Below are 18404 nucleotides of genomic sequence, written 5' to 3'. Positions count from 1 at the left end.
CAGGTTTAAAAGAAACATGTCCGTCATCAAGCTGACCGATCTCGATCTCAAGGGCAAGCGTGTCCTGATCCGCTCCGACCTCAACGTGCCGGTGAAGGACGGCAAGGTCACGTCCGACGCGCGCATCAGCGCCTCGCTGGCGACGTTCAATCACTGTCTGAAGGCCGGCGCCAAAGTCATGGTGATGTCGCATCTCGGCCGTCCGACCGAGGGTGAATATTCGGAAGAGAATTCGCTCAAACCCGTTGCCGACGAACTATCCAAAAAGCTCGGCAAGCCGGTGCGCCTGATCAAGGACTGGGTCAACGGCGGCTTCGACGTCGCTCCCGGCGAGCTGGTGCTGCTTGAAAACGTGCGTTTCAACAAGGGCGAGAAGAAAAACGTCGACGAAACCGCGCAGAAGTACGCGAAACTCTGTGATGTGTTCGTCATGGACGCCTTCGGCACCGCGCACCGCGCCGAGGGCTCGACCCACGGCGTCGCCAAGTTCGCGCCGGTGGCCTGCGCCGGCATCCTGCTGACGGAAGAGCTGGAGGCGTTGACCAAGGCCCTGCTCAATCCGAAGCGTCCGATGGTCGCCATCGTCGGCGGTTCCAAGGTCTCGACCAAGCTCACCGTGCTCGAGTCGCTGTCCGAGAAGGTGGACCAGCTGGTGGTCGGCGGCGGCATTGCCAATACCTTCCTCGCGGCGTCCGGCAAGAAAATCGGCAAGTCGCTGGCCGAGCACGACCTCATCCCGACCGCCAGGACGCTCATGGAAAAAATGACCAAGCGCGGCGCCACGATTCCGATCGCGGTCGACGTGGTGGTGGGCAAGAAGTTCGACGCCAGTGAAAAGGCGGTGCAGAAGGATGCCGGCAGCGTGGCCGACGATGACATGATCTTCGACATTGGCCCCCGGAGCGCCCAGGAACTTGCGGACATCATCATGAAGGCCGGCACCGTGGTGTGGAACGGCCCGGTCGGCGTGTTCGAATTCGACCAGTTCGGCGCCGGCACCAAAAAGATCGCCGAAGCCATTGCCGCGACCCCGGCCTTTACCCTGGCGGGCGGCGGTGACACCATCGCCGCGATCCAGAAATACAATATTTACGACAAGGTGTCCTACATCTCCACGGCGGGCGGGGCATTCCTGGAATTCCTCGAGGGCAAGAAACTGCCGGCCGTCGCCATCCTCGAAGAACGGGCCAAGAAATAATTCGGTGGAATCCGTGTCCCCGCATTCGCGACTTCCATCCATACAAGGAGTTAATTTGCTCCGTCGAACCAAAATCGTCGCCACCATCGGTCCGGCCACGGAAGATCCCAAGGTCATCGACAAGCTGATCGAGGCCGGCGTGGACGTGGTCCGCCTCAATTTCTCGCATGACCGGCACGAAGTGCACGTGCGCCGCGCCGAGACCGTGCGCGAGCGCGCCAAGGCGCACGAGCGTGAAATCGGCGTGATCGTGGACCTGCAGGGCCCCAAGATCCGCATCGGCAAATTCAAGAACGGCCCGATCAAGCTGGCGGAAGGCGAGACCTTCGTCCTGGACGTGGATCATCCGCTCGATGCCGGCACCCAAGAGCGCGTCGGCGTCACCTACAAACCGCTGCCGCAGGACGTCGAACGCGGCGTGACGCTGCTGCTGGACGACGGGCGCATCGTGTTGTGGGTCGACAAGGTGGACGGCAGCGCGGTGACCTGCCGCGTGGTGGTGGGCGGCGAACTCTCGAACAGCAAGGGCATCAACCGCCAGGGCGGCGGGCTCACGGCCAAGGCGCTGACCGACAAGGACCGCGCGGACATCCTCGTGGCCGCGCAGATGAAGGCCGACTATGTCGCCATTTCCTTCCCGCGCAGCGCCGATGACGTCAACGAGGCGCGGCAGCTGTTGCGCGCCGCCGGCGGTCACGGCGGCATCATCGCCAAGATCGAACGCGCGGAAGCGGTTCAGAACATCGAGGCCATCATCGACGCCTCGGACGCGATAATGATCGCGCGCGGCGACCTCGCGGTCGAGATGGGGGACGCGGCCGTGCCGCCGATCCAGAAACGGCTGATCCGGATGGCGCGCGAACGCAACAAGGCCTCGATCACCGCGACGCAGATGATGGAGTCGATGATCGAAAGCGCCATTCCCACGCGCGCCGAGGTGTCCGACGTCGCCAACGCCGTGATCGACGGCACTGACGCGGTGATGCTGTCCGCTGAAACCGCTTCCGGCAAGCATCCGGCGGCGGCGGTGATGGCGATGGACCGGGTCTGCCGCGTGGCCGAGCAGGAGCCGGAAGTGACTACGTCCGCGCACCGCATGCGCGCCATGTTTCATCGCGTGGACGAAGCCATTGCCATGGCCACCATGTACACGGCCAATCACCTGGCGGTGAAGGCCATCGCTGCCCTTACAGAATCCGGGTCTACTGTTCTGTGGATGTCGCGCATCAGTTCGGGCGTGCCGATCTACGCCTTGACGAGCCATGTTGAGACGCGTAGAAAGGTGAGCCTCTATCGCGGTGTTTATCCCGTGGTTTTCGAGGTATCGACGTCTGATCACGCGACCGTCAACAAGGAAGCCATCGATGAATTGCGGCGGCGGGGCACGGTGCGTGACGGGGATCTGGTCATCATTACCAAGGGAGATTTGACGGGCGTGCTGGGCGGCACCAACGCCATGAAGATCGCCATGGTGGGCAATCTGCCGGAATTTACCTGACCCGCAAGATTTCAAATTCAATTAATAACGTATCGAGAGGAGTTTGTCATGGCACTCGTAACCCTGCGTCAACTGCTGGATCACGCCGCGGAACATACCTACGGCGTCCCGGCGTTTAACGTCAACAACCTGGAGCAGATGCGCGCCATCATGGAAGCGGCGCACGAAACCGACAGCCCGGTGATCGTGCAGGCCTCGGCCGGCGCGCGCAAATACGCGGGCGCGCCGTTCCTGCGCCACCTGATCCTGGCCGCCATCGAAGAGTGGCCGCATATTCCGGTGTGCATGCACCAGGATCACGGTTCGAGTCCGGCGGTGTGCCAGCGTTCGATCCAGCTCGGCTTCTCGTCCGTGATGATGGACGGTTCGCTGAAGGAAGACATGAAGACGCCGGCCACTTATGAATACAACGTCGACGTCACCAAGCGCGTGGTCGACATGGCCCATGCCTGCGGCGTGTCCGTCGAAGGCGAACTCGGTTGCCTCGGCTCCCTCGAAACCGGCATGGCCGGCGAGGAAGACGGCTCCGGCGCCGAGGGCAAGCTCGATCATTCGCAGCTCCTGACCGACCCGGACGAGGCGGCGGATTTCGTGAAGAAGACCAAGGTCGACGCGCTGGCCATCGCCATCGGCACCAGCCACGGCGCCTACAAGTTCACGCGTCCGCCCACGGGTGACATCCTCGCCATCGAGCGCATCAAGCAGATCCACAAGCGCATTCCGAACACGCACCTGGTGATGCACGGTTCCAGCTCGGTGCCGCAGGACTGGCTCAAGATCATCAACACCTACGGCGGTGACATGGGCGAGACCTATGGCGTGCCGGTGGAAGAAATCGTGCAGGGCATCAAGCACGGCGTGCGCAAGGTCAACATCGACACCGACCTGCGCATGTCCTCGACCGGCGCGGTGCGCAAGTTCCTGGCCGAAAACAAGAAGGAATTCGACCCGCGCAAGTGGCTCGCCGCCTCGACCAAGGGCATGAAGGAAATCTGCAAGGCGCGTTATGAAGCCTTCGGTTGCTCCGGCCAGGCGAGCAAGATCAAGGTGTTGTCGCTCGAAGCCATGACCGCTCGCTACACCAAGGGCGAGCTCGACCCCAAGGTCAACTGAGGATCGGGACAAGTTGCATGCGGTAAAAAAAGGGGCGGGCAACCGCCCCTTTTTATTTCTTTTCCGGATGGAATTGCGAAGCCAGGCGGATCGGCCTATGGTTGAAACATGATGCATCGCACCAAATATCCCTGTCCTTGCTGCGGCCATCAGGTGTTTCTGCACCAGCCGGGCCATCACGAAAAGTGCCCGATCTGCCTGTGGGAAGACGATCTGGCGCAACTGCGGTTTCCGCGCATGCCGGGCAGTTCCAACCATGTCTCGCTCGAACAGGGTCAGCAGAACTTCGCGGAACTGGGCGTCTCGGAACGGCGTTACCGCGGGGAAGGGCGCGCCCCTTTCGCGGAAGAGCCGCGCGATTCCAGCTGGCGCCCGCTCGACCCGGCGCATGACAATATCGAAGAACCGCAGCGTGGCGTGGATTACGCGGAATCCTATCCGCTCACGGATACCACGGTGCTCTATTACTGGCGCGAGACTTACTGGCGGCGCTTCGCTAGCTGAACAGGGTCCTCGGACCCGGGGATTATGCGCACAACCGATCCCTAGTAGTGACTGGACAGGGAAAACCCGCAGTTCAACAGAGAGTTAGCGCAGTCACCCCTGTCTTGCGCTTTCCTCCCCCGCACCGCGCTTGACGCGCCCGGAGCAGAGGGTTCAAGATGCATTGCAATAAAAAATAAGCAGCCGGGCGACACTCGCTACGAGAAAATTGTCCGCCCGCGGGCAAGAGGGAGCGAGAATCTATCGATAGAAGGCCATCCCTCCGCTGTAACCATGACGAAAAACAAGAACGCTGTACCACTACAGGAGGAGCATCATGTCAACCATCCGTTGGTGTGTCACGCCGAGCCACGCCGTTTCGTTCGGCTTGTTCTTGCTGCTGTCGCTTAGCTCGCTCACGGCCCTCGCGGCCAATCTCACCGGGCTTAGTCTTTCGCCTCAAAACCCGACGCTCAATGTCGGTGAGTCGGTGCAGCTCATCGCCACCAGCAGTTATGACGACGGGACGCAACAGGTGATCAAGCAGGCGAGACAGGTGAGTGCCGGTAATTATCACACCTGCGCATTGCGCAACGATGGTACGGTGCATTGCTGGGGTAGCAACGGTGCCGGCGAGCTTGGCAACGGTACGACCGTCGCTTCTTCGGTCCCCGTCGCTGTCAGCGGTATTAATACTGCGACATCCATCAGTGCGGGTCGGTCTCAATACTACGGTAGTGAGCACACCTGCGCGGTGCTCAGTGATGGCACGGTGCGATGCTGGGGATTCAACCAATACGGCCAGCTCGGTGTTGGCACGAGCGTGAGTTCTTCCACTCCTGTCCCCGTCAGTGGTATCACGAATGCTGTGTCCGTCAGCGCCGGTATGGACTATTCTTGCGCGGTGCTCAGTGATGGCACGGTGCGATGCTGGGGATTTAACCAATACGGCCAGCTCGGCAACGGCACGACCAGTTATTCCTACATACCCGTCCCCGTCAGCGGCATCACGAACGCCAAGTCCGTCAGCGCCGGTGGCGGCTATTCGTGCGCGACGCTCAGTGATGGCACGGTAAAGTGCTGGGGACAAAATATGTACGGTGGTCTCGGCGATGGCACGACCACGAATTCTTCCGTCCCCGTCGCCGTCAGCGGCATCACGAACGCCGTGTCCGTCAGCGCCGGCAGTCGCCATTCTTGTGCGGCGCTCAGCGATGGTTCAGCGCGGTGTTGGGGAGCCAACTTTAATGGCGAACTCGGCGACGGCACGACCACGAATTCTTCCGTCCCCGTCGCCGTCAGCGGCATCACGAACGCCGTGTCCGTCAGCGCCGGCAGTCGCTATTCATGTGCGGCGCTCAGCGATGGTTCAGCGCGGTGTTGGGGAGTCAACTATTTCGGCCAGCTCGGCGACGGTACGACCACGGATTCTTCCGTCCCCGTCCCCGTCAGCGGCATCACGAACGCCGTGTCCGTGAGCGCTGGTGCGAATCATACCTGTGCGGCGCTCACCGACGGTACGGTGAAGTGCTGGGGATACAACAATTTTGGCCAGCTCGGCATCGGCACGACCTTCAGCTCTACGCTTCCCGTCCCCGTCAGCGGCATCACGAACGCCGTGTCCGTGAGCGCCAGTGAGTATCATACCTGCGCGGCGCTCAGCGATGGTTCGGTGAGATGCTGGGGGCACAATGGCGTCGGCCAGCTCGGCATCGGCACGACCTTCAGCTCTACGCTTCCTGTCCCCGTCAGCGGCATCACGAACGCCGTGTCCGTGAGCGCTGGTGTGAATCATACCTGCGCAGTGCTAGTTGGCGGTGCGGTGCAGTGTTGGGGGTGGAACATTTCCGGCCAGCTCGGCGACGGTACGACCATCAACTCTACGCTTCCCATCCCCGTCAGCGGCATCACGAACGCCGTGTCCGTGAGCGCCAGTGTGTATCATACCTGCGCGGCGCTCAGCGATGGTTCAGCGCGGTGTTGGGGAGCCAACGGCGTCGGCCAGCTCGGCGACGGCACGACCACGAGTTCTGCCACCCCTGTCTCTGTCAGCGGCATCACGAACGCCGTGTCCGTGAGCGCTGGTACGAATCATACCTGTGCAGCGCTCAGCGACGGTACGGTGAAGTGCTGGGGATATAACTTTTACGGCCAGCTCGGCGACGGCACAACCACGAGTTCTTCCGCCCCCGTCACCGTCAGCGGCATTAGTGCCGCGATATCCGTGAGCGCCGGTGAATTTCACTCCTGTGCGGTGCTCACCGACGGCACGGTGAAGTGCTGGAACCTCCAAGTTAGCGGCGTTAATACTGCAACATCTGTCAGCGCTGGAAGCGACCATACCTGTGCAGTGCTCAGCGACAGTACGCTACGCTGTTGGGGGAGCAACTATTACGGCCAGCTCGGCGACGGCACGACCACGGAGTCTTCCGCCCCAGTTCCCGTGAGTGGCATCACTAACGCGGTGCACGTTGACACCGGTTCGGCTCACACCTGTGCCGTCCTCAGCGACGGCACTGTGCAGTGCTGGGGGTTGAACGATAACGGCCAGCTCGGCATTGGCTCGGCAGGTTATTACACAACCCCTGTCCAAGTGTCGGATTTTGTTGCCATGACATGGACCAGCAGCAACCCGAGTGTTGCAACCGTCAATGGTGTTGGACGAGTCTCAGCCGTGGCTGGAGGTACAGCCGTCATCAGCGCTGGCTTCGGTAGCTATAGCGCCAGCACCACTGTCACCGTGCAAGCCAGCGTCGCTGACCTCGCCGTCAACATCAGCGCCCCCGCTTCGGTATTCCAAGGCCAAACGGTGAACTACAGCGTCACGGTCACCAACAACGGCCCGAACTCCGCCACGGGAATAACGCTTAGTGGCCTGCCCGGCTGCGCCCTGGGCAGCAGCAGGCTTGCGAGTGGCGCGAGTACAAGCTGTACCGCTTCAGTGATTACTGCGACGGTCGGCACGTTGACCCAATCTGTCTTGGTCAGCGCCAACGAACCCGACCCCAATACGGGCAATAACACCGCCAACGTGAGCACCAGCGTGCAGGCGCTCTCCGACCTCGCCATTAATATCACCGACACCCCCGACCCCGTCCTCCAAGGCCAAATGGTAACTTACACCGTCTCTGTTACTAACAACGGCCCCAGTTCGGCAACGGGACTGACGCTGAGCGGTCTGCCCGGTTGCACCCTGGGCAGCAGCACGCTCGCCAGCGGTGCGAGCACAAGCTGTACCGTTTCGGTGACGGCAACGACAGTCGGCACGCTCACCCAGTCGGTCTCGGTGAGCGGCAACGAAACCGACCCCAACATCGCCAACAACAGCGCCAGTGTCAGCACCACGGTCAATCCGGCCGCAGATCTGGCGCTCACCATGACGGACTCGCCCGATCCGGTGAAGAAGGGCGCCAAGCTGGTCTATATCCTGACGCTGACCAACAACGGCCCAAGCAGTGCGACCAATGTGTCATTAACCGATATCTTGCCGGCGAACATCTCCTTTGAGGGAATTTACACAAGCCAGGGTAAGTGCAGCGGCAAGGCGACGGTAGCCTGCGCTATCGGTACGTTGAGCAGCGGCACATCGGCTACGGTCAAGATTACCATCAAGCCCTTCACCGTGGGCACGATCACCAACAGCGCCAGTGCCACATCTGCTGTCGGCGATCCCAATACCGCTAATAACAGCGCATCAGTGACGACGCAGGTATACCGCTAAATTCTGATAAGATGTTTTTTCTCAAGGGCGGCGCGAGCCGCCCTTTTTTATTTTCTGATCTGGCGGCAAAGGGTTTTGAGTTTGTTTCAGCAACAATGCCCGGGTTTCCTTCAGCATAAATTCCTTGAACACCTCGACCACGGCCGAGAGCCGTTTGCCACGCCGGTGCACCAGGTACCAGTGCCGCATGATGGGAAACTCGGCGACGTCCAGCACCGTCAGCCGCTTCAGTTCCAGCTCCTGTTCGATGGTGGCGCGTGACAGCAGTCCCAGCCCCAAGCCCGCCTGCACGCTCTGTTTGATCGCCTCGTTGCTGCCGACCTCCATGCCGGTTTTGAGATGTATTTCACGTTCGGCGAAGAAGCGCTCCATGGCGACACGTGTGCCGGATCCCGGCTCACGCACGAGAAAGACTTCCTCCTGCAGGCGCTTCAAGGGGATTTTCTTCTGGCGTGCCAACGGATGTTCCGGCGGTGCGACGACGACCAAAGGGTTTTCCATGAAAACTTCAGCCTCGACGTCGAGTCCCGACGGCGGCTGGCCCATGATGACGAGATCCACGGTATTTTCCGAAAGCTGCTGTAGCAGCGCCTCGCGGTTGGTGACGTCGAGGCTGACCGTCACTTCCGGATAGCGGCGCGAGAAGGTGCCGAGCAGGGTGGGGATGAAGTAATTGGCCGTGGTCGCGACCGAGATGCGCAGCCTTCCGCCGGACAGCCCCTTGATGCGGTTCAGCACCGATTCGAGCTCGTCCAGTTGCTGGGTCACGGTGCGGGCGTAGGCGAGCACCTCTTGGCCGGCCTCGGTGAGATGGATGCGCTTGCCCAGTTGCTCGAACAATGCCACCCCCAGGCTCTCCTCCAGCTGCTTCACCTGCATGGAAACCGCCGGCTGGGTGAGGAAAAGCTCTTCCGCCGCCCGTGTGTAATTCAGGTGGCGCGCGACCGATTCGAAGACCTTGAGTTGGCGCAGTGTCAGGTGCAAAGTAACGGCCCCGCTGAAAATACTATAAGTAATAACTTATCATAATAATCATAAATTGTGAGTGTTATTTATGGTACACGGGGAGTAGGGTTAGCGCCCAGAATACAGCTTCGCCCGGGGAAAGCAGGCGAACTGCCGGAATTCCAACGATTTCTAACGAGGAGTCCTCCATGTCAGGCAAAGTGAAGACGTACAAAGCGGGCGTTAAAGAGTACCGCGAAACCTATTGGATGCCGAATTACACGCCGAACGAGACCGATATTCTGGCGTGCTTCAAGATCACCCCGCAGGCCGGCGTGCCGCGCGAAGAGGCCGCCGCCGCGGTGGCCGCCGAGTCGTCCACCGGCACCTGGACCACGGTCTGGACCGACCTGCTGACCGACCTCGACTACTACAAGGGCCGCGCCTACCGCATCGAAGACGTGCCGGGCGACGACACCTGCTTCTACGCCTTCGTGGCCTACCCGATGGACCTGTTCGAAGAAGGTTCGGTGGTCAACGTGTTCACCTCGCTGGTCGGCAACGTGTTCGGCTTCAAGGCCATCCGCGCCCTGCGCCTCGAGGACGTGCGCTTCCCGATCGCCTACGTGAAGACCTGTGGCGGCCCGCCCCAGGGCATCCAGGTCGAGCGTGACATCATGAACAAGTACGGCCGTCCGCTGCTCGGCTGCACCATCAAGCCCAAGCTCGGCCTGTCGGCCAAGAACTACGGCCGCGCCGTGTACGAATGTTTGCGCGGCGGTCTCGACTTCACCAAGGACGACGAGAACGTCAACAGCCAGCCGTTCATGCGCTGGCGCACGCGTTTCGACTTCGTCATGGAAGCCATCCACAAGGCCGAGAAGGAAACCGGCGAGCGCAAGGGCCACTACCTGAACGTCACCGCGCCGACGCCGGAAGAGATGTACAAGCGCGCCGAGCACGCCAAGTCCATCGGCGCGCCGATCATCATGCACGACTACATCACCGGCGGCTTCTGCGCCAACACCGGCCTGGCCAACTGGTGCCGCGACAATGGCATGCTGCTGCACATCCATCGCGCCATGCACGCCGTGCTCGACCGCAACCCGCACCACGGCATCCACTTCCGCGTGCTGGCCAAGATCCTGCGCCTGTCCGGCGGCGATCACCTGCACACCGGCACCGTCGTCGGCAAGCTCGAAGGCGACCGCGCCGCGACCATCGGCTGGATCAACCTGCTGCGCGACAAGTACATCAAGGAAGACCGCTCCATGGGCATCTTCTTCGACCAGGACTGGGGCTCCATGCCCGGCGTGTTCGCTGTCGCCTCCGGCGGCATCCATGTGTGGCACATGCCGGCGCTGGTCAACATCTTCGGCGACGACTCCGTGCTGCAATTCGGTGGCGGCACGCTCGGCCATCCGTGGGGCAACGCCGCCGGCGCCGCCGCCAACCGCGTGGCCCTCGAGGCCTGTGTCGAGGCGCGTAACCAGGGCCGTCAGCTGGAGAAGGAAGGCAAGGACATTCTCACCAATGCCGCCAAGTCCAGCCCCGAACTGAAGATCGCCATGGAGACGTGGAAAGAGATCAAGTTCGAGTTCGACACCGTGGACAAACTCGACGTGAAACATAAGTAACGCCCTGACATAAATGTAGGTTGGGCTGAGCGCAAGCGAAGCCCAACAATGAAGAGGAACGCAAAATGAGCGAAATGCAAGATTACAAATCCAGCCTGACCGACACCAGCAGCCGCAAGTTCGAGACCTTCTCCTACTTGCCGGCCATGACCAGCGACGGCATCAAGAAACAGGTGGAGTATCTGGTGCGGCAGGGCCTGAACCCGGCGATCGAACACACCGAGCCGGAGAATGCCTTCGACCACTACTGGTATATGTGGAAGCTGCCGATGTTCGGCGAAACCAACGTGGACAAGGTGCTGGCCGAGGCCGAGGCGTGTCACAAGGCGCACCCGAACAACCATGTGCGGCTGATTGGCTACGACAACTTCAAACAGTCGCAGGGCGCCTCGATGGTGATTTTCCGCGGCAAGATGAAGTAAGCCGTCGGACACGCAGAGCCGTAATCGGCCCCTGTCCGGCATCGTCGGGCAGGGGCTTTTTCTTTCATACAAGGTGACGAGCATGAGCAAAGCAGCGACCAGCGCAAAGACCCATGACGCCAGCGACATCGCGCAATACCTGGTGACGCAGGAGCCGTATTACCGGCCGGTGTCGAACGAAGTGCAGTTGTACGAAGCCGCCTACAGCGCGCGCATGCCGGTGATGCTGAAGGGCCCGACCGGTTGCGGCAAGAGCCGCTTCGTCGAACACATGGCGTGGAAGCTCAAAAAGCCGCTGATCACGGTCGCCTGCAACGAGGACATGACGGCCTCGGACCTCGTCGGCCGCTACCTGCTGGACGCGAGCGGCACCAAGTGGCACGACGGCCCGCTCACGGTGGCGGCGCGCATCGGCGCGATCTGTTATCTCGACGAAGTCGTCGAGGCACGCCAGGACACCACCGTGGTGATCCATCCGCTCACCGACCATCGGCGCCAGCTGCCGATCGACAAGAAGGGCGAGATGGTCAACTGCCATCCGGATTTCCAGCTGGTGATTTCCTACAACCCCGGTTACCAGAGCCTGATGAAGGACCTCAAGCAGTCCACCAAGCAGCGCTTCGGCGCCATCGATTTCGATTATCCCGAGGCCGGGGTGGAGGCGGAGATCGTCATGCACGAGACCAAAGTGGACAAGGCCACCGCCGAGAAGCTGGTGCAGATCGCGCACCGCGCGCGCAACCTCAAGGGCCACGGCCTCGACGAGGGCATCTCCACGCGCCTGCTGGCCTATGCCGGCCAACTCATCGCGCGCGGCATCGACCCGCGCGCCGCCTGCCAGATGACGCTGGTGCGCCCGATCACCGACGACCCGGACATGCGCGAGACGCTGGATGCGGCGGTCAATACGTATTTCTGACCATGAACCGCCCCACGGCCTACGTTGGAATTCACGCCGATGTTTACGGCGGCATGACCGATATCGGCCGCATGATCCGCGACGCCTGGGTGTTCGGCATTCTTCCCGAAACCGAGACCTGCGAAGGTTGGGAATTGCCGAAGTTCGATACCCTGTACGGGCAGGTGCACGCGGCCTGGGATCCGTATGGACATATGGTCAGCCAGCTGCCGGCGGATCTGCGCGCGCGCCACGAACGTATTTATGACACGGCGGTAAAGCGCGCGCGGGAACTCGGCTGGTCGCCCGACCTCGACGACGACGAGGATGAATGAAATATCCATGCAGGGTGTGCTGAGCGTCAGCGAAGCGTACCTCTAAAAGCGCAAACGGTGCGCAACGCTGCGCTTTTGCGCACCCTGCGTAATATCGCGATTGAGCCATGAGCATCAACCTCGACGAATACAAGGATCAACTCGAACAGCTCGATCCGCATGTGCGCGACACGCTCGCGGCGAGCTTCCACGAGGCCGCGCGCGTGATGAGCCCGCAGGGTCTGCACAACTGGCTTGAAGGCGCCAAAGGCCTGTCCCAGCTCGGGCGCGGCAACGATCTGGTCGTCACCTACATCCAGTCCATGCCGGCGGTGGTCAAGGACGTCGGCGAGGACGTCATCACCGATTGCATCACTGCCGCCATGAAACTGGCCTCGATGGTGAGCGGCGAGGTGATCCAGCTGATGTTCGATACCCTGCCGACCGCCGCCAACCGCCTCGGCGACGCCGAATTGCTGCGCGGCTATCTCGGCCTGATCCACCAGCTTTCCGCCCGGGTGCCGCGCGGCCTGCGGCCGATGCTGGGCCACCTCGATGAGCTGTTCAGCAAGCTCACGCTCGGCGGCCTGCGGCGCTGGGCGCTGTGGGGCGCGCAGGCGCACCTGCGCGATTTCCCGGCGCAGCTGGCGTATTTCGACCTCCAGAGCGCCGACTCGCAGGCGATGTTGCAGAAGGAACGGCGCGGGACGCTGTTCATCGACAACCAGCGCAAGCTCAATTTTTACCTGCGCGCCTTCTGGGGCCGGGATTTCTTCCTGCGCCCGACCTCCGGCGACTATGAAACGCGCGAGGGCTACCGGCCGTTCATCGAGACGCGCGTGATTCACCTGCCGGACGCCTACGACGACTTCGCCGGCCTCCCGGGCAAGGACCTGTATCGCGCCGCCGCGGCGCACGCGGCGGCGCATCTGGTGTACACCACCCGGCCGCTGTCGATGGAGCAATTGAACCCCGCGCAGATGTTCCTGATCGGCCTGTTCGAGGACGCGCGCGTCGAGCATCTGGCGATCCGCGAGTTCCCGGGCATGAAGCAGATGTGGGCGCAGTTCCACACCAAGGTCCGGGAAGTCAGTTGCGCCACGGAGCCGGTCGTGGGTTTGCTGGAGCGCCTCGTCTACGCGCTGCTGGACGAAAACTATCACGATGACGACGGGCTGATCCGGGAAATGACGGCTGCGTTCCGTGAACAGTTTGCCAACCGACCGCAAGACAACCGTCTCAGCTGGGATCTCGGCGTCATGCTGTACAACAAGCTCGGCGAACGCGGCGGCATTCCGAGCCTGCGGACGCTGGAATCCATGGCCATCCCGTACCGCGATGACAACCGCTATCTCTGGGCCTCGGACGAAATCGCCTGGCACGAGGCCGAATACGTGCCGGCACCGAAACAGGTGCGCAAGCATGTCACGACCATGGACATGGTGAACGAGCTCGACTGCGAGCTGGCCGGTGACGATGCCCAGGAGATCTGGGTGCTGGACCAGCCGTTCTACCTCGACCAGGAAGGCTGCACCATCAACGAGCTCGAAGGCAAGGAGCCGGTGAGCGATCCGCATCACTACCAGGAATGGGATTACGGCGTGCAGCTGCACCGGCCCAACTGGGTGACGGTGCTGGAGCGGCGCCAGAAAAAAGGCGATCCGGAGGAGATTGACCGGATTCTCACCGAGCACCGGCCGGTGGCCGCGCGCCTGCGGCACATCATCGACGCCATGCAGCCCGAGGGCGTGCAGCGCCTGCGGCACCGCGAGGACGGCGAGGAGATCGATCTGAACGCCGCGATCCGCGCCATGATCGACATCCGCATGGGACAGACGCCGGACCCGCGCATCAACATCCGCATCGAGCGCAAGGTGCGCGATCTGGCGGTGCTGGTGCTGCTCGATCTGTCCGAATCCACCAACGAGAAACTCGGCGGTTCCGACAAGCCGGTGATACAACTCGCGCGCGAGGCGACCTCGCTGCTGTCCTGGGCCATCGACCGCGTCGGCGATCCGTTCGCCATCCACGGCTTCGCCAGCGACGGCCGCCACGACGTGCAGTATTACCGCTTCAAGGATTTCGACGAGCACTACGGCGACGAGGTGAAGAGCAAGCTTGCCGGCATGCAGGGCGGTCTTTCCACACGCATGGGCGCGGCGCTGCGCCACGCCGGCCAGTTCCTGCTGAAACAGCCGGAAAAGAAAAAACTCATCCTGCTCGTCTCTGACGGCGAGCCGGCCGACATCGACGTGCGCGACCCGCAGTACCTGCGCCACGATACCAAAAAGGCGGTCGAGGAACTCGCCACCCGCGGCGTGCGCAGTTTCTGCCTGACGCTCGATCCCAGGGCGGATGATTATGTATCGCGTATTTTCGGGCCAAAGGGTTACATGGTGGTGGACCACGTGAATCGGCTGCCGGAGCGGCTGCCGATGCTGTACGCCGGCCTGACCCGCTGACGGAACCGCCGGCGGCGCCGTGCCGCCAGGGAAGTTGCGCGGGCATGCGGGAGCTTGTGCATTACCCGAAGCTCACAGTGGCCGGATTGCCGGATTCATGAGCAGTATCGCCTGATTCTCATGCCGGGTTTCCCCTATTTGTGGATAATTGTGTATCTGCCGATCGCGCTTGGGCGGCGATGGCCAATGTTTTGGAGGCAACAGGATGACGCAAGTAGACCGGCGGGAGGCGTCCGCGAAGTTGGCTGAAAAGGGGCTGTTGTTGTTTGTCGCGTTGCTGGTGCTGGTCGCGCTTGGTATTTTCACCACGACCCGGATCGTGCTGGCGCTGTATACCGGCATGGACAGCGTCCCGTTGTCCGGCTGGCCGCGCTTCCTCGTCTTTGGGCTGTGGTTCGACGTCGCCACCCTGTGTTACCTGCTGGTGCCGTTTTTGCTGTACGAAGCCGCGTTCGGCAATCGCTGGCGCCCGGCGGGCTGGCAACGCTGGGTGCGCTACGGGGTGTTCTGGTTCGTGACGGCGACGCTGTTGTTCAACGCGCTGGCGGAACTGCTGTTCTGGATCGAGTTCGAAACCCGTTTCAATTTCATCGGGGTGGATTATCTCGTCTACACCCGCGAGGTGATCGGTAATATCCGCGAATCCTATCCCGTCATGCCTTTGCTGCTGGCCGTGGCGGCGTTGGCCGCCCTGCTGACCTGGGCGTTGCGCGGCCCGCTGGCGCGCGCCTTCGGCGTGCGCCTCGCGCGCGGCGCGCGCCTGCGCCTGCTCGCTGCCGCCGTGATCCTGCCGCTGGCCAGCGGCCTGTTCGCCAACGTCGACCAGATGTACGCCCACGGCAACAATTATGTCGAGGAACTTTCCGGGAACGGCCTGTTCACCTTTGCCGCGGCATTCCGGCGCAACGAGCTCGACTACGAGCGCTGGTACGCCACCATCCCGCAGGAGCGCGCCGACCGCATCCTGCGCGATCTCGGCGTTACACGTGAACCGTTGTCAAAAGTACTTCCCAGGATGAAACATGAAGACGTGCATGCGGAGCCCGCGGTCCCGTACCTGCGTCGCTACCCGCGTCACATGGTGCTGATCACGGTCGAGAGCTTGTCCGCGGAGTATCTCGGTGTTTACGGCTCGACCCGGGGGCTGACGCCGCGTCTCGACGATCTGGCGCGCCACGGCGTGCAGTTCGACCGGGTGCTGGCCACCGGCACGCGCACCGTGCGCGGGCTGGAGGCGCTGTCGCTCGGCACGCCGCCGGTGCCGGGGCAGGCCATCGTGCGCCGTCCGAACAACGAACACCTTGCCACTGTCGGAGAAATGCTCGAACACATGGGTTTCTCGACCTCGTTCGTGTACGGCGGCTACGGCTACTTCGACAACATGAATGCCTATTTCGCCGGCAATGACTACGCAACTTTTGATCGCACGGATTTCCCGAAAGCGTCGGTGATTTTCGAGAACGTCTGGGGCGTGGCCGATGAAGTGTTGTTCAGCAACGCCATGTCGGTGCTCGACAGGGTCGACACCGGCAAAAAGCGTTTCTTCATGCACATCATGACCACGTCCAACCACCGTCCCTACACCTATCCGGACGGCCGCATCGACATCCCTTCGCCCGGCGGGCGCGAAGGCGGGGTCAAATATACCGACTACGCGATCGGCCGGTTCATCGAGCAGGCGCGGCAGCATCCCTGGTTCGATGACACGCTGTTCGTCATCATCGCCGACCATTGCGCGGCGGTTTCCGGCAAGACCGAACTGCCGGTGGCGAAATACCACATCCCGCTCATCCTGTATGGGCCGGCAATTGTCAGGCCCGGCCATTTCCCGCGGATGATCTCCCAACTCGATGTGCCGCCGACGCTGTTCGATATCCTCGGCCTGGAAGGCGATGACGAGTATTTCTTCGGGACGGCCGTCCACGAGCAGGGGGGAGAACCGCGCGCCTTCATCAGTAATTATCAGTCGCTCGGCTACTACAAGCGCGACATCCTCACCGTGCTCAAGCCCAAGCGCAAGATCGAGAGCTTCCGGATCGATCCGAAGACGCTTGAAGCGACTCCCGCGCCGATCGACGAGACCTTGCGCGATGAAGCCATCGCGTACTACCAGACGGCCTCATCGGCGTTCAAGCAACACAAGCTCATGGCGCCGGGCTACTGAAAAATGTCCAACCGGCGAATTGCGGATGTTCGACTTGACGCCGGCAAGGTATAGTTCAGCGATGGACGGGAATAACGGGGAGGAATCGTGATGCTGCAAAGCCCGAAACGCTATGCCAGTTTAACCCTGCGTGTGGTCGAAAACGCCGGCTTGCTGGTCATTGCGGTGGCGACGGTGATTGCCGGCGCGCAGGAGGTCAATGTCATGATCGCCGCCGCGCGCGTGACGCTGGCTGATCTGCTGCTGATGTTCATCTACCTGGAAGTGCTGACCATGGTCGGCCTGTATTTCGAATCCGGCAAGCTGCCGGTGCGCATCCCGCTGTACATCGGCATGGTGGCGCTGGCGCGCTATCTGATCCTCGACATGAAGGAACTGGACGTGTGGCGCATGCTCGGCGTCTCCACGTCCATCGTGTTGCTGGCCCTGGCCGTGCTGGCGATCCGCTACGGGCATGTGCGCTTCGCCTACCCGGAAGACGATACAACGCTGGACCGACATTCGCCGGCAGCCAACCGCCGGCGCTAGGGCATCTGCCGGATCTTCGGTTTTTTCCCCGCCACGGTGGCCGGAGGCAGCAACGGGCACTCACCCTGCTCGGCGTGGTGGCAGGGCACTTCACTGACGAACTTTGGCGCCTGCTTGAGGTAATCGAGAAAGGTGCGCGCCACCACCGACAGCTGTTTGCCGGACGGCCAGGCGACGTACCAGTGACGCTCGATCGGAAATCCCTCGACATCGAGAATCGCGAGCTGTCCCATCGGCGCGTCCAGCGCCAGCGTGTGGCGTGACAGCACCGACACGCCGAGCCCGCCGACGATGGCCTGCTTGATGGCTTCGTTGCTGCCCAGCTCCATGCGTACTTTTATTTTGAGCCGGTGTGTGGCGAACAGCCGCTCCATCGCCATGCGCGTGCCGGAGCCGGGCTCGCGCAACAGGAACGGTTCCTCGGCCAGGCGCGCAAGAGGAATTTTCTTTTTTCCGGCCAAGGGGTGATTAGCGGGAGCGAGCACCACCAGCGGATTTTCCAGAAACGGTTCGGATTCGGCCTCGAGTTCTTCCGGCGGCTGGCCGAGGATGCAGAGATCGTCCTGATTGTCGGCGAGGCGTTCGAGGATGCGCTCGCGATTTGATACCTTGAGTGAGACCTCGATGCCGGGGTATTGCTGACAAAAGGGTCCGAGCAGGCGCGGCGCGAAATATTTCGCCGTCGTCACCACCGCCAGCCGCAGCGCACCCTTTTTCAATCCCTTCATGTCGGCCACCAGCATCTCGAAGCGCGTGAAGTGCTCGAAGACTCCGCGGCTGGTCTTGTGCAGCTCGCGCCCGGCGTCGGTCAGGTAAATCTTTTTCCCCACCTGCTCGAACAGCGGCAGGCCGACGGCCTCGGTGAGTTTCTTGATCTGCATCGAGACCGTGGGTTGGGTGAGAAACAGTTCCTCGGCGGCGCGCGTGAAACTGCCGAGCCGGGCGATGGCCTCGAAGACTTCGAGTTGACGCAGGGTGCTGTGACGCATGACGGTGGCCCTCTATAGGTACATAGACGATA

Annotated in this window: 14 protein-coding genes; 12 read left to right on the top strand and 2 right to left on the bottom strand. The window is 62.0% G+C overall.

Annotated features, from left to right (window positions below):
- The first annotated feature begins 16 nt into the window (after positions 1 to 16).
- The 5 genes from SCL_RS11980 (at position 17) to SCL_RS11960 (ending at position 8013) form a co-directional block, all read left to right on the top strand.
- Positions 17 to 1198, top strand: a complete 1182-nt coding sequence (locus SCL_RS11980) for a phosphoglycerate kinase (protein WP_096361418.1) — start codon at positions 17 to 19, stop codon at positions 1196 to 1198.
- Positions 1199 to 1253: 55 nt separating this feature from the next.
- Positions 1254 to 2696 (top strand): pyruvate kinase, encoded by a 1443-nt coding sequence (gene pyk / locus SCL_RS11975; RefSeq protein ID WP_096361417.1) that lies wholly within the window; start codon positions 1254 to 1256, stop codon positions 2694 to 2696.
- Positions 2697 to 2744: 48 nt separating this feature from the next.
- A complete protein-coding gene (gene fba, locus SCL_RS11970; RefSeq protein ID WP_096361416.1) occupies positions 2745 to 3809 on the top strand; it encodes a class II fructose-bisphosphate aldolase in 1065 nt (354 codons plus the stop codon).
- Positions 3810 to 3917: 108 nt separating this feature from the next.
- Positions 3918 to 4313, top strand: a complete 396-nt coding sequence (locus SCL_RS11965; RefSeq protein ID WP_096361415.1) for a CPCC family cysteine-rich protein — start codon at positions 3918 to 3920, stop codon at positions 4311 to 4313.
- A gap of 316 nt (positions 4314 to 4629) precedes the next feature.
- Complete coding sequence (locus tag SCL_RS11960) at positions 4630 to 8013, top strand: RCC1 domain-containing protein (RefSeq protein ID WP_096361414.1); 3384 nt, start codon at positions 4630 to 4632, stop codon at positions 8011 to 8013.
- A gap of 21 nt (positions 8014 to 8034) precedes the next feature.
- Here SCL_RS11960 and SCL_RS11955 read toward each other — a convergent pair whose 3' ends face one another.
- Positions 8035 to 8997, bottom strand: coding sequence for a LysR family transcriptional regulator (locus tag SCL_RS11955; protein ID WP_096361413.1), 963 nt, complete (start codon positions 8995 to 8997; stop codon positions 8035 to 8037).
- 170 nt (positions 8998 to 9167) lie between these two features.
- Between SCL_RS11955 and SCL_RS11950 the strand changes: the two genes are divergently transcribed.
- The 7 genes from SCL_RS11950 (at position 9168) to SCL_RS11920 (ending at position 17383) form a co-directional block, all read left to right on the top strand.
- Positions 9168 to 10595 carry a form I ribulose bisphosphate carboxylase large subunit gene (locus SCL_RS11950; protein WP_096361412.1) on the top strand — a complete coding sequence of 476 codons (1428 nt, stop codon included), beginning with the start codon at positions 9168 to 9170 and terminating at the stop codon, positions 10593 to 10595.
- A 65-nt stretch (positions 10596 to 10660) separates the two neighbouring features.
- Complete coding sequence (locus SCL_RS11945) at positions 10661 to 11017, top strand: ribulose bisphosphate carboxylase small subunit (RefSeq protein WP_096361411.1); 357 nt, start codon at positions 10661 to 10663, stop codon at positions 11015 to 11017.
- Positions 11018 to 11099: 82 nt separating this feature from the next.
- On the top strand, positions 11100 to 11936 hold the full coding sequence (locus SCL_RS11940; RefSeq protein WP_096361410.1) for a CbbQ/NirQ/NorQ/GpvN family protein: 837 nt from the start codon (positions 11100 to 11102) through the stop codon (positions 11934 to 11936).
- A 2-nt stretch (positions 11937 to 11938) separates the two neighbouring features.
- Complete coding sequence (locus SCL_RS11935; RefSeq protein ID WP_096361409.1) at positions 11939 to 12250, top strand: hypothetical protein; 312 nt, start codon at positions 11939 to 11941, stop codon at positions 12248 to 12250.
- A gap of 107 nt (positions 12251 to 12357) precedes the next feature.
- Complete coding sequence (locus SCL_RS11930; protein ID WP_096361408.1) at positions 12358 to 14691, top strand: nitric oxide reductase activation protein NorD; 2334 nt, start codon at positions 12358 to 12360, stop codon at positions 14689 to 14691.
- A 205-nt stretch (positions 14692 to 14896) separates the two neighbouring features.
- Positions 14897 to 16855: an LTA synthase family protein gene (locus SCL_RS11925; RefSeq protein ID WP_096361407.1), complete on the top strand. Its 1959-nt coding sequence runs from the start codon at positions 14897 to 14899 to the stop codon at positions 16853 to 16855.
- A gap of 90 nt (positions 16856 to 16945) precedes the next feature.
- A complete protein-coding gene (locus SCL_RS11920) occupies positions 16946 to 17383 on the top strand; it encodes a phosphate-starvation-inducible protein PsiE (protein WP_096361406.1) in 438 nt (145 codons plus the stop codon).
- On the opposite strand, the gene SCL_RS11915 is transcribed toward SCL_RS11920, so the two are convergent.
- Complete coding sequence (locus SCL_RS11915) at positions 17380 to 18372, bottom strand: LysR family transcriptional regulator (protein ID WP_096361405.1); 993 nt, start codon at positions 18370 to 18372, stop codon at positions 17380 to 17382. The two genes, SCL_RS11920 and SCL_RS11915, sit on opposite strands and share 4 nt — an antisense overlap.
- Positions 18373 to 18404: the final 32 nt, after the last annotated feature.

The sequence above is a fragment of the Sulfuricaulis limicola genome, assembly GCF_002355735.1.
GTDB lineage: Bacteria > Pseudomonadota > Gammaproteobacteria > Acidiferrobacterales > Sulfurifustaceae > Sulfuricaulis > Sulfuricaulis limicola.
The sequence above is the reverse complement of the archived record's forward strand: the minus strand, read 5'-3'. Positions and strand labels throughout refer to the sequence as shown.

Bases quoted from the DNA above. Each gene is read 5' to 3' on its own strand.
- SCL_RS11980 (WP_096361418.1), top strand. From the start codon at position 17: ATGTCCGTCATCAAGCTGACCGATCTCGATCTCAAGGGCAAGCGTGTC.
- fba (WP_096361416.1), top strand. From the start codon at position 2,745: ATGGCACTCGTAACCCTGCGTCAACTGCTGGATCACGCCGCGGAACAT.
- SCL_RS11965 (WP_096361415.1), top strand. From the start codon at position 3,918: ATGATGCATCGCACCAAATATCCCTGTCCTTGCTGCGGCCATCAGGTG.
- SCL_RS11960 (WP_096361414.1), top strand. From the start codon at position 4,630: ATGTCAACCATCCGTTGGTGTGTCACGCCGAGCCACGCCGTTTCGTTC.
- SCL_RS11950 (WP_096361412.1), top strand. From the start codon at position 9,168: ATGTCAGGCAAAGTGAAGACGTACAAAGCGGGCGTTAAAGAGTACCGC.
- SCL_RS11945 (WP_096361411.1), top strand. From the start codon at position 10,661: ATGAGCGAAATGCAAGATTACAAATCCAGCCTGACCGACACCAGCAGC.
- SCL_RS11940 (WP_096361410.1), top strand. From the start codon at position 11,100: ATGAGCAAAGCAGCGACCAGCGCAAAGACCCATGACGCCAGCGACATC.
- SCL_RS11935 (WP_096361409.1), top strand. From the start codon at position 11,939: ATGAACCGCCCCACGGCCTACGTTGGAATTCACGCCGATGTTTACGGC.
- SCL_RS11930 (WP_096361408.1), top strand. From the start codon at position 12,358: ATGAGCATCAACCTCGACGAATACAAGGATCAACTCGAACAGCTCGAT.
- SCL_RS11925 (WP_096361407.1), top strand. From the start codon at position 14,897: ATGACGCAAGTAGACCGGCGGGAGGCGTCCGCGAAGTTGGCTGAAAAG.
- SCL_RS11920 (WP_096361406.1), top strand. From the start codon at position 16,946: ATGCTGCAAAGCCCGAAACGCTATGCCAGTTTAACCCTGCGTGTGGTC.
- SCL_RS11915 (WP_096361405.1), bottom strand. From the start codon at position 18,372: ATGCGTCACAGCACCCTGCGTCAACTCGAAGTCTTCGAGGCCATCGCC.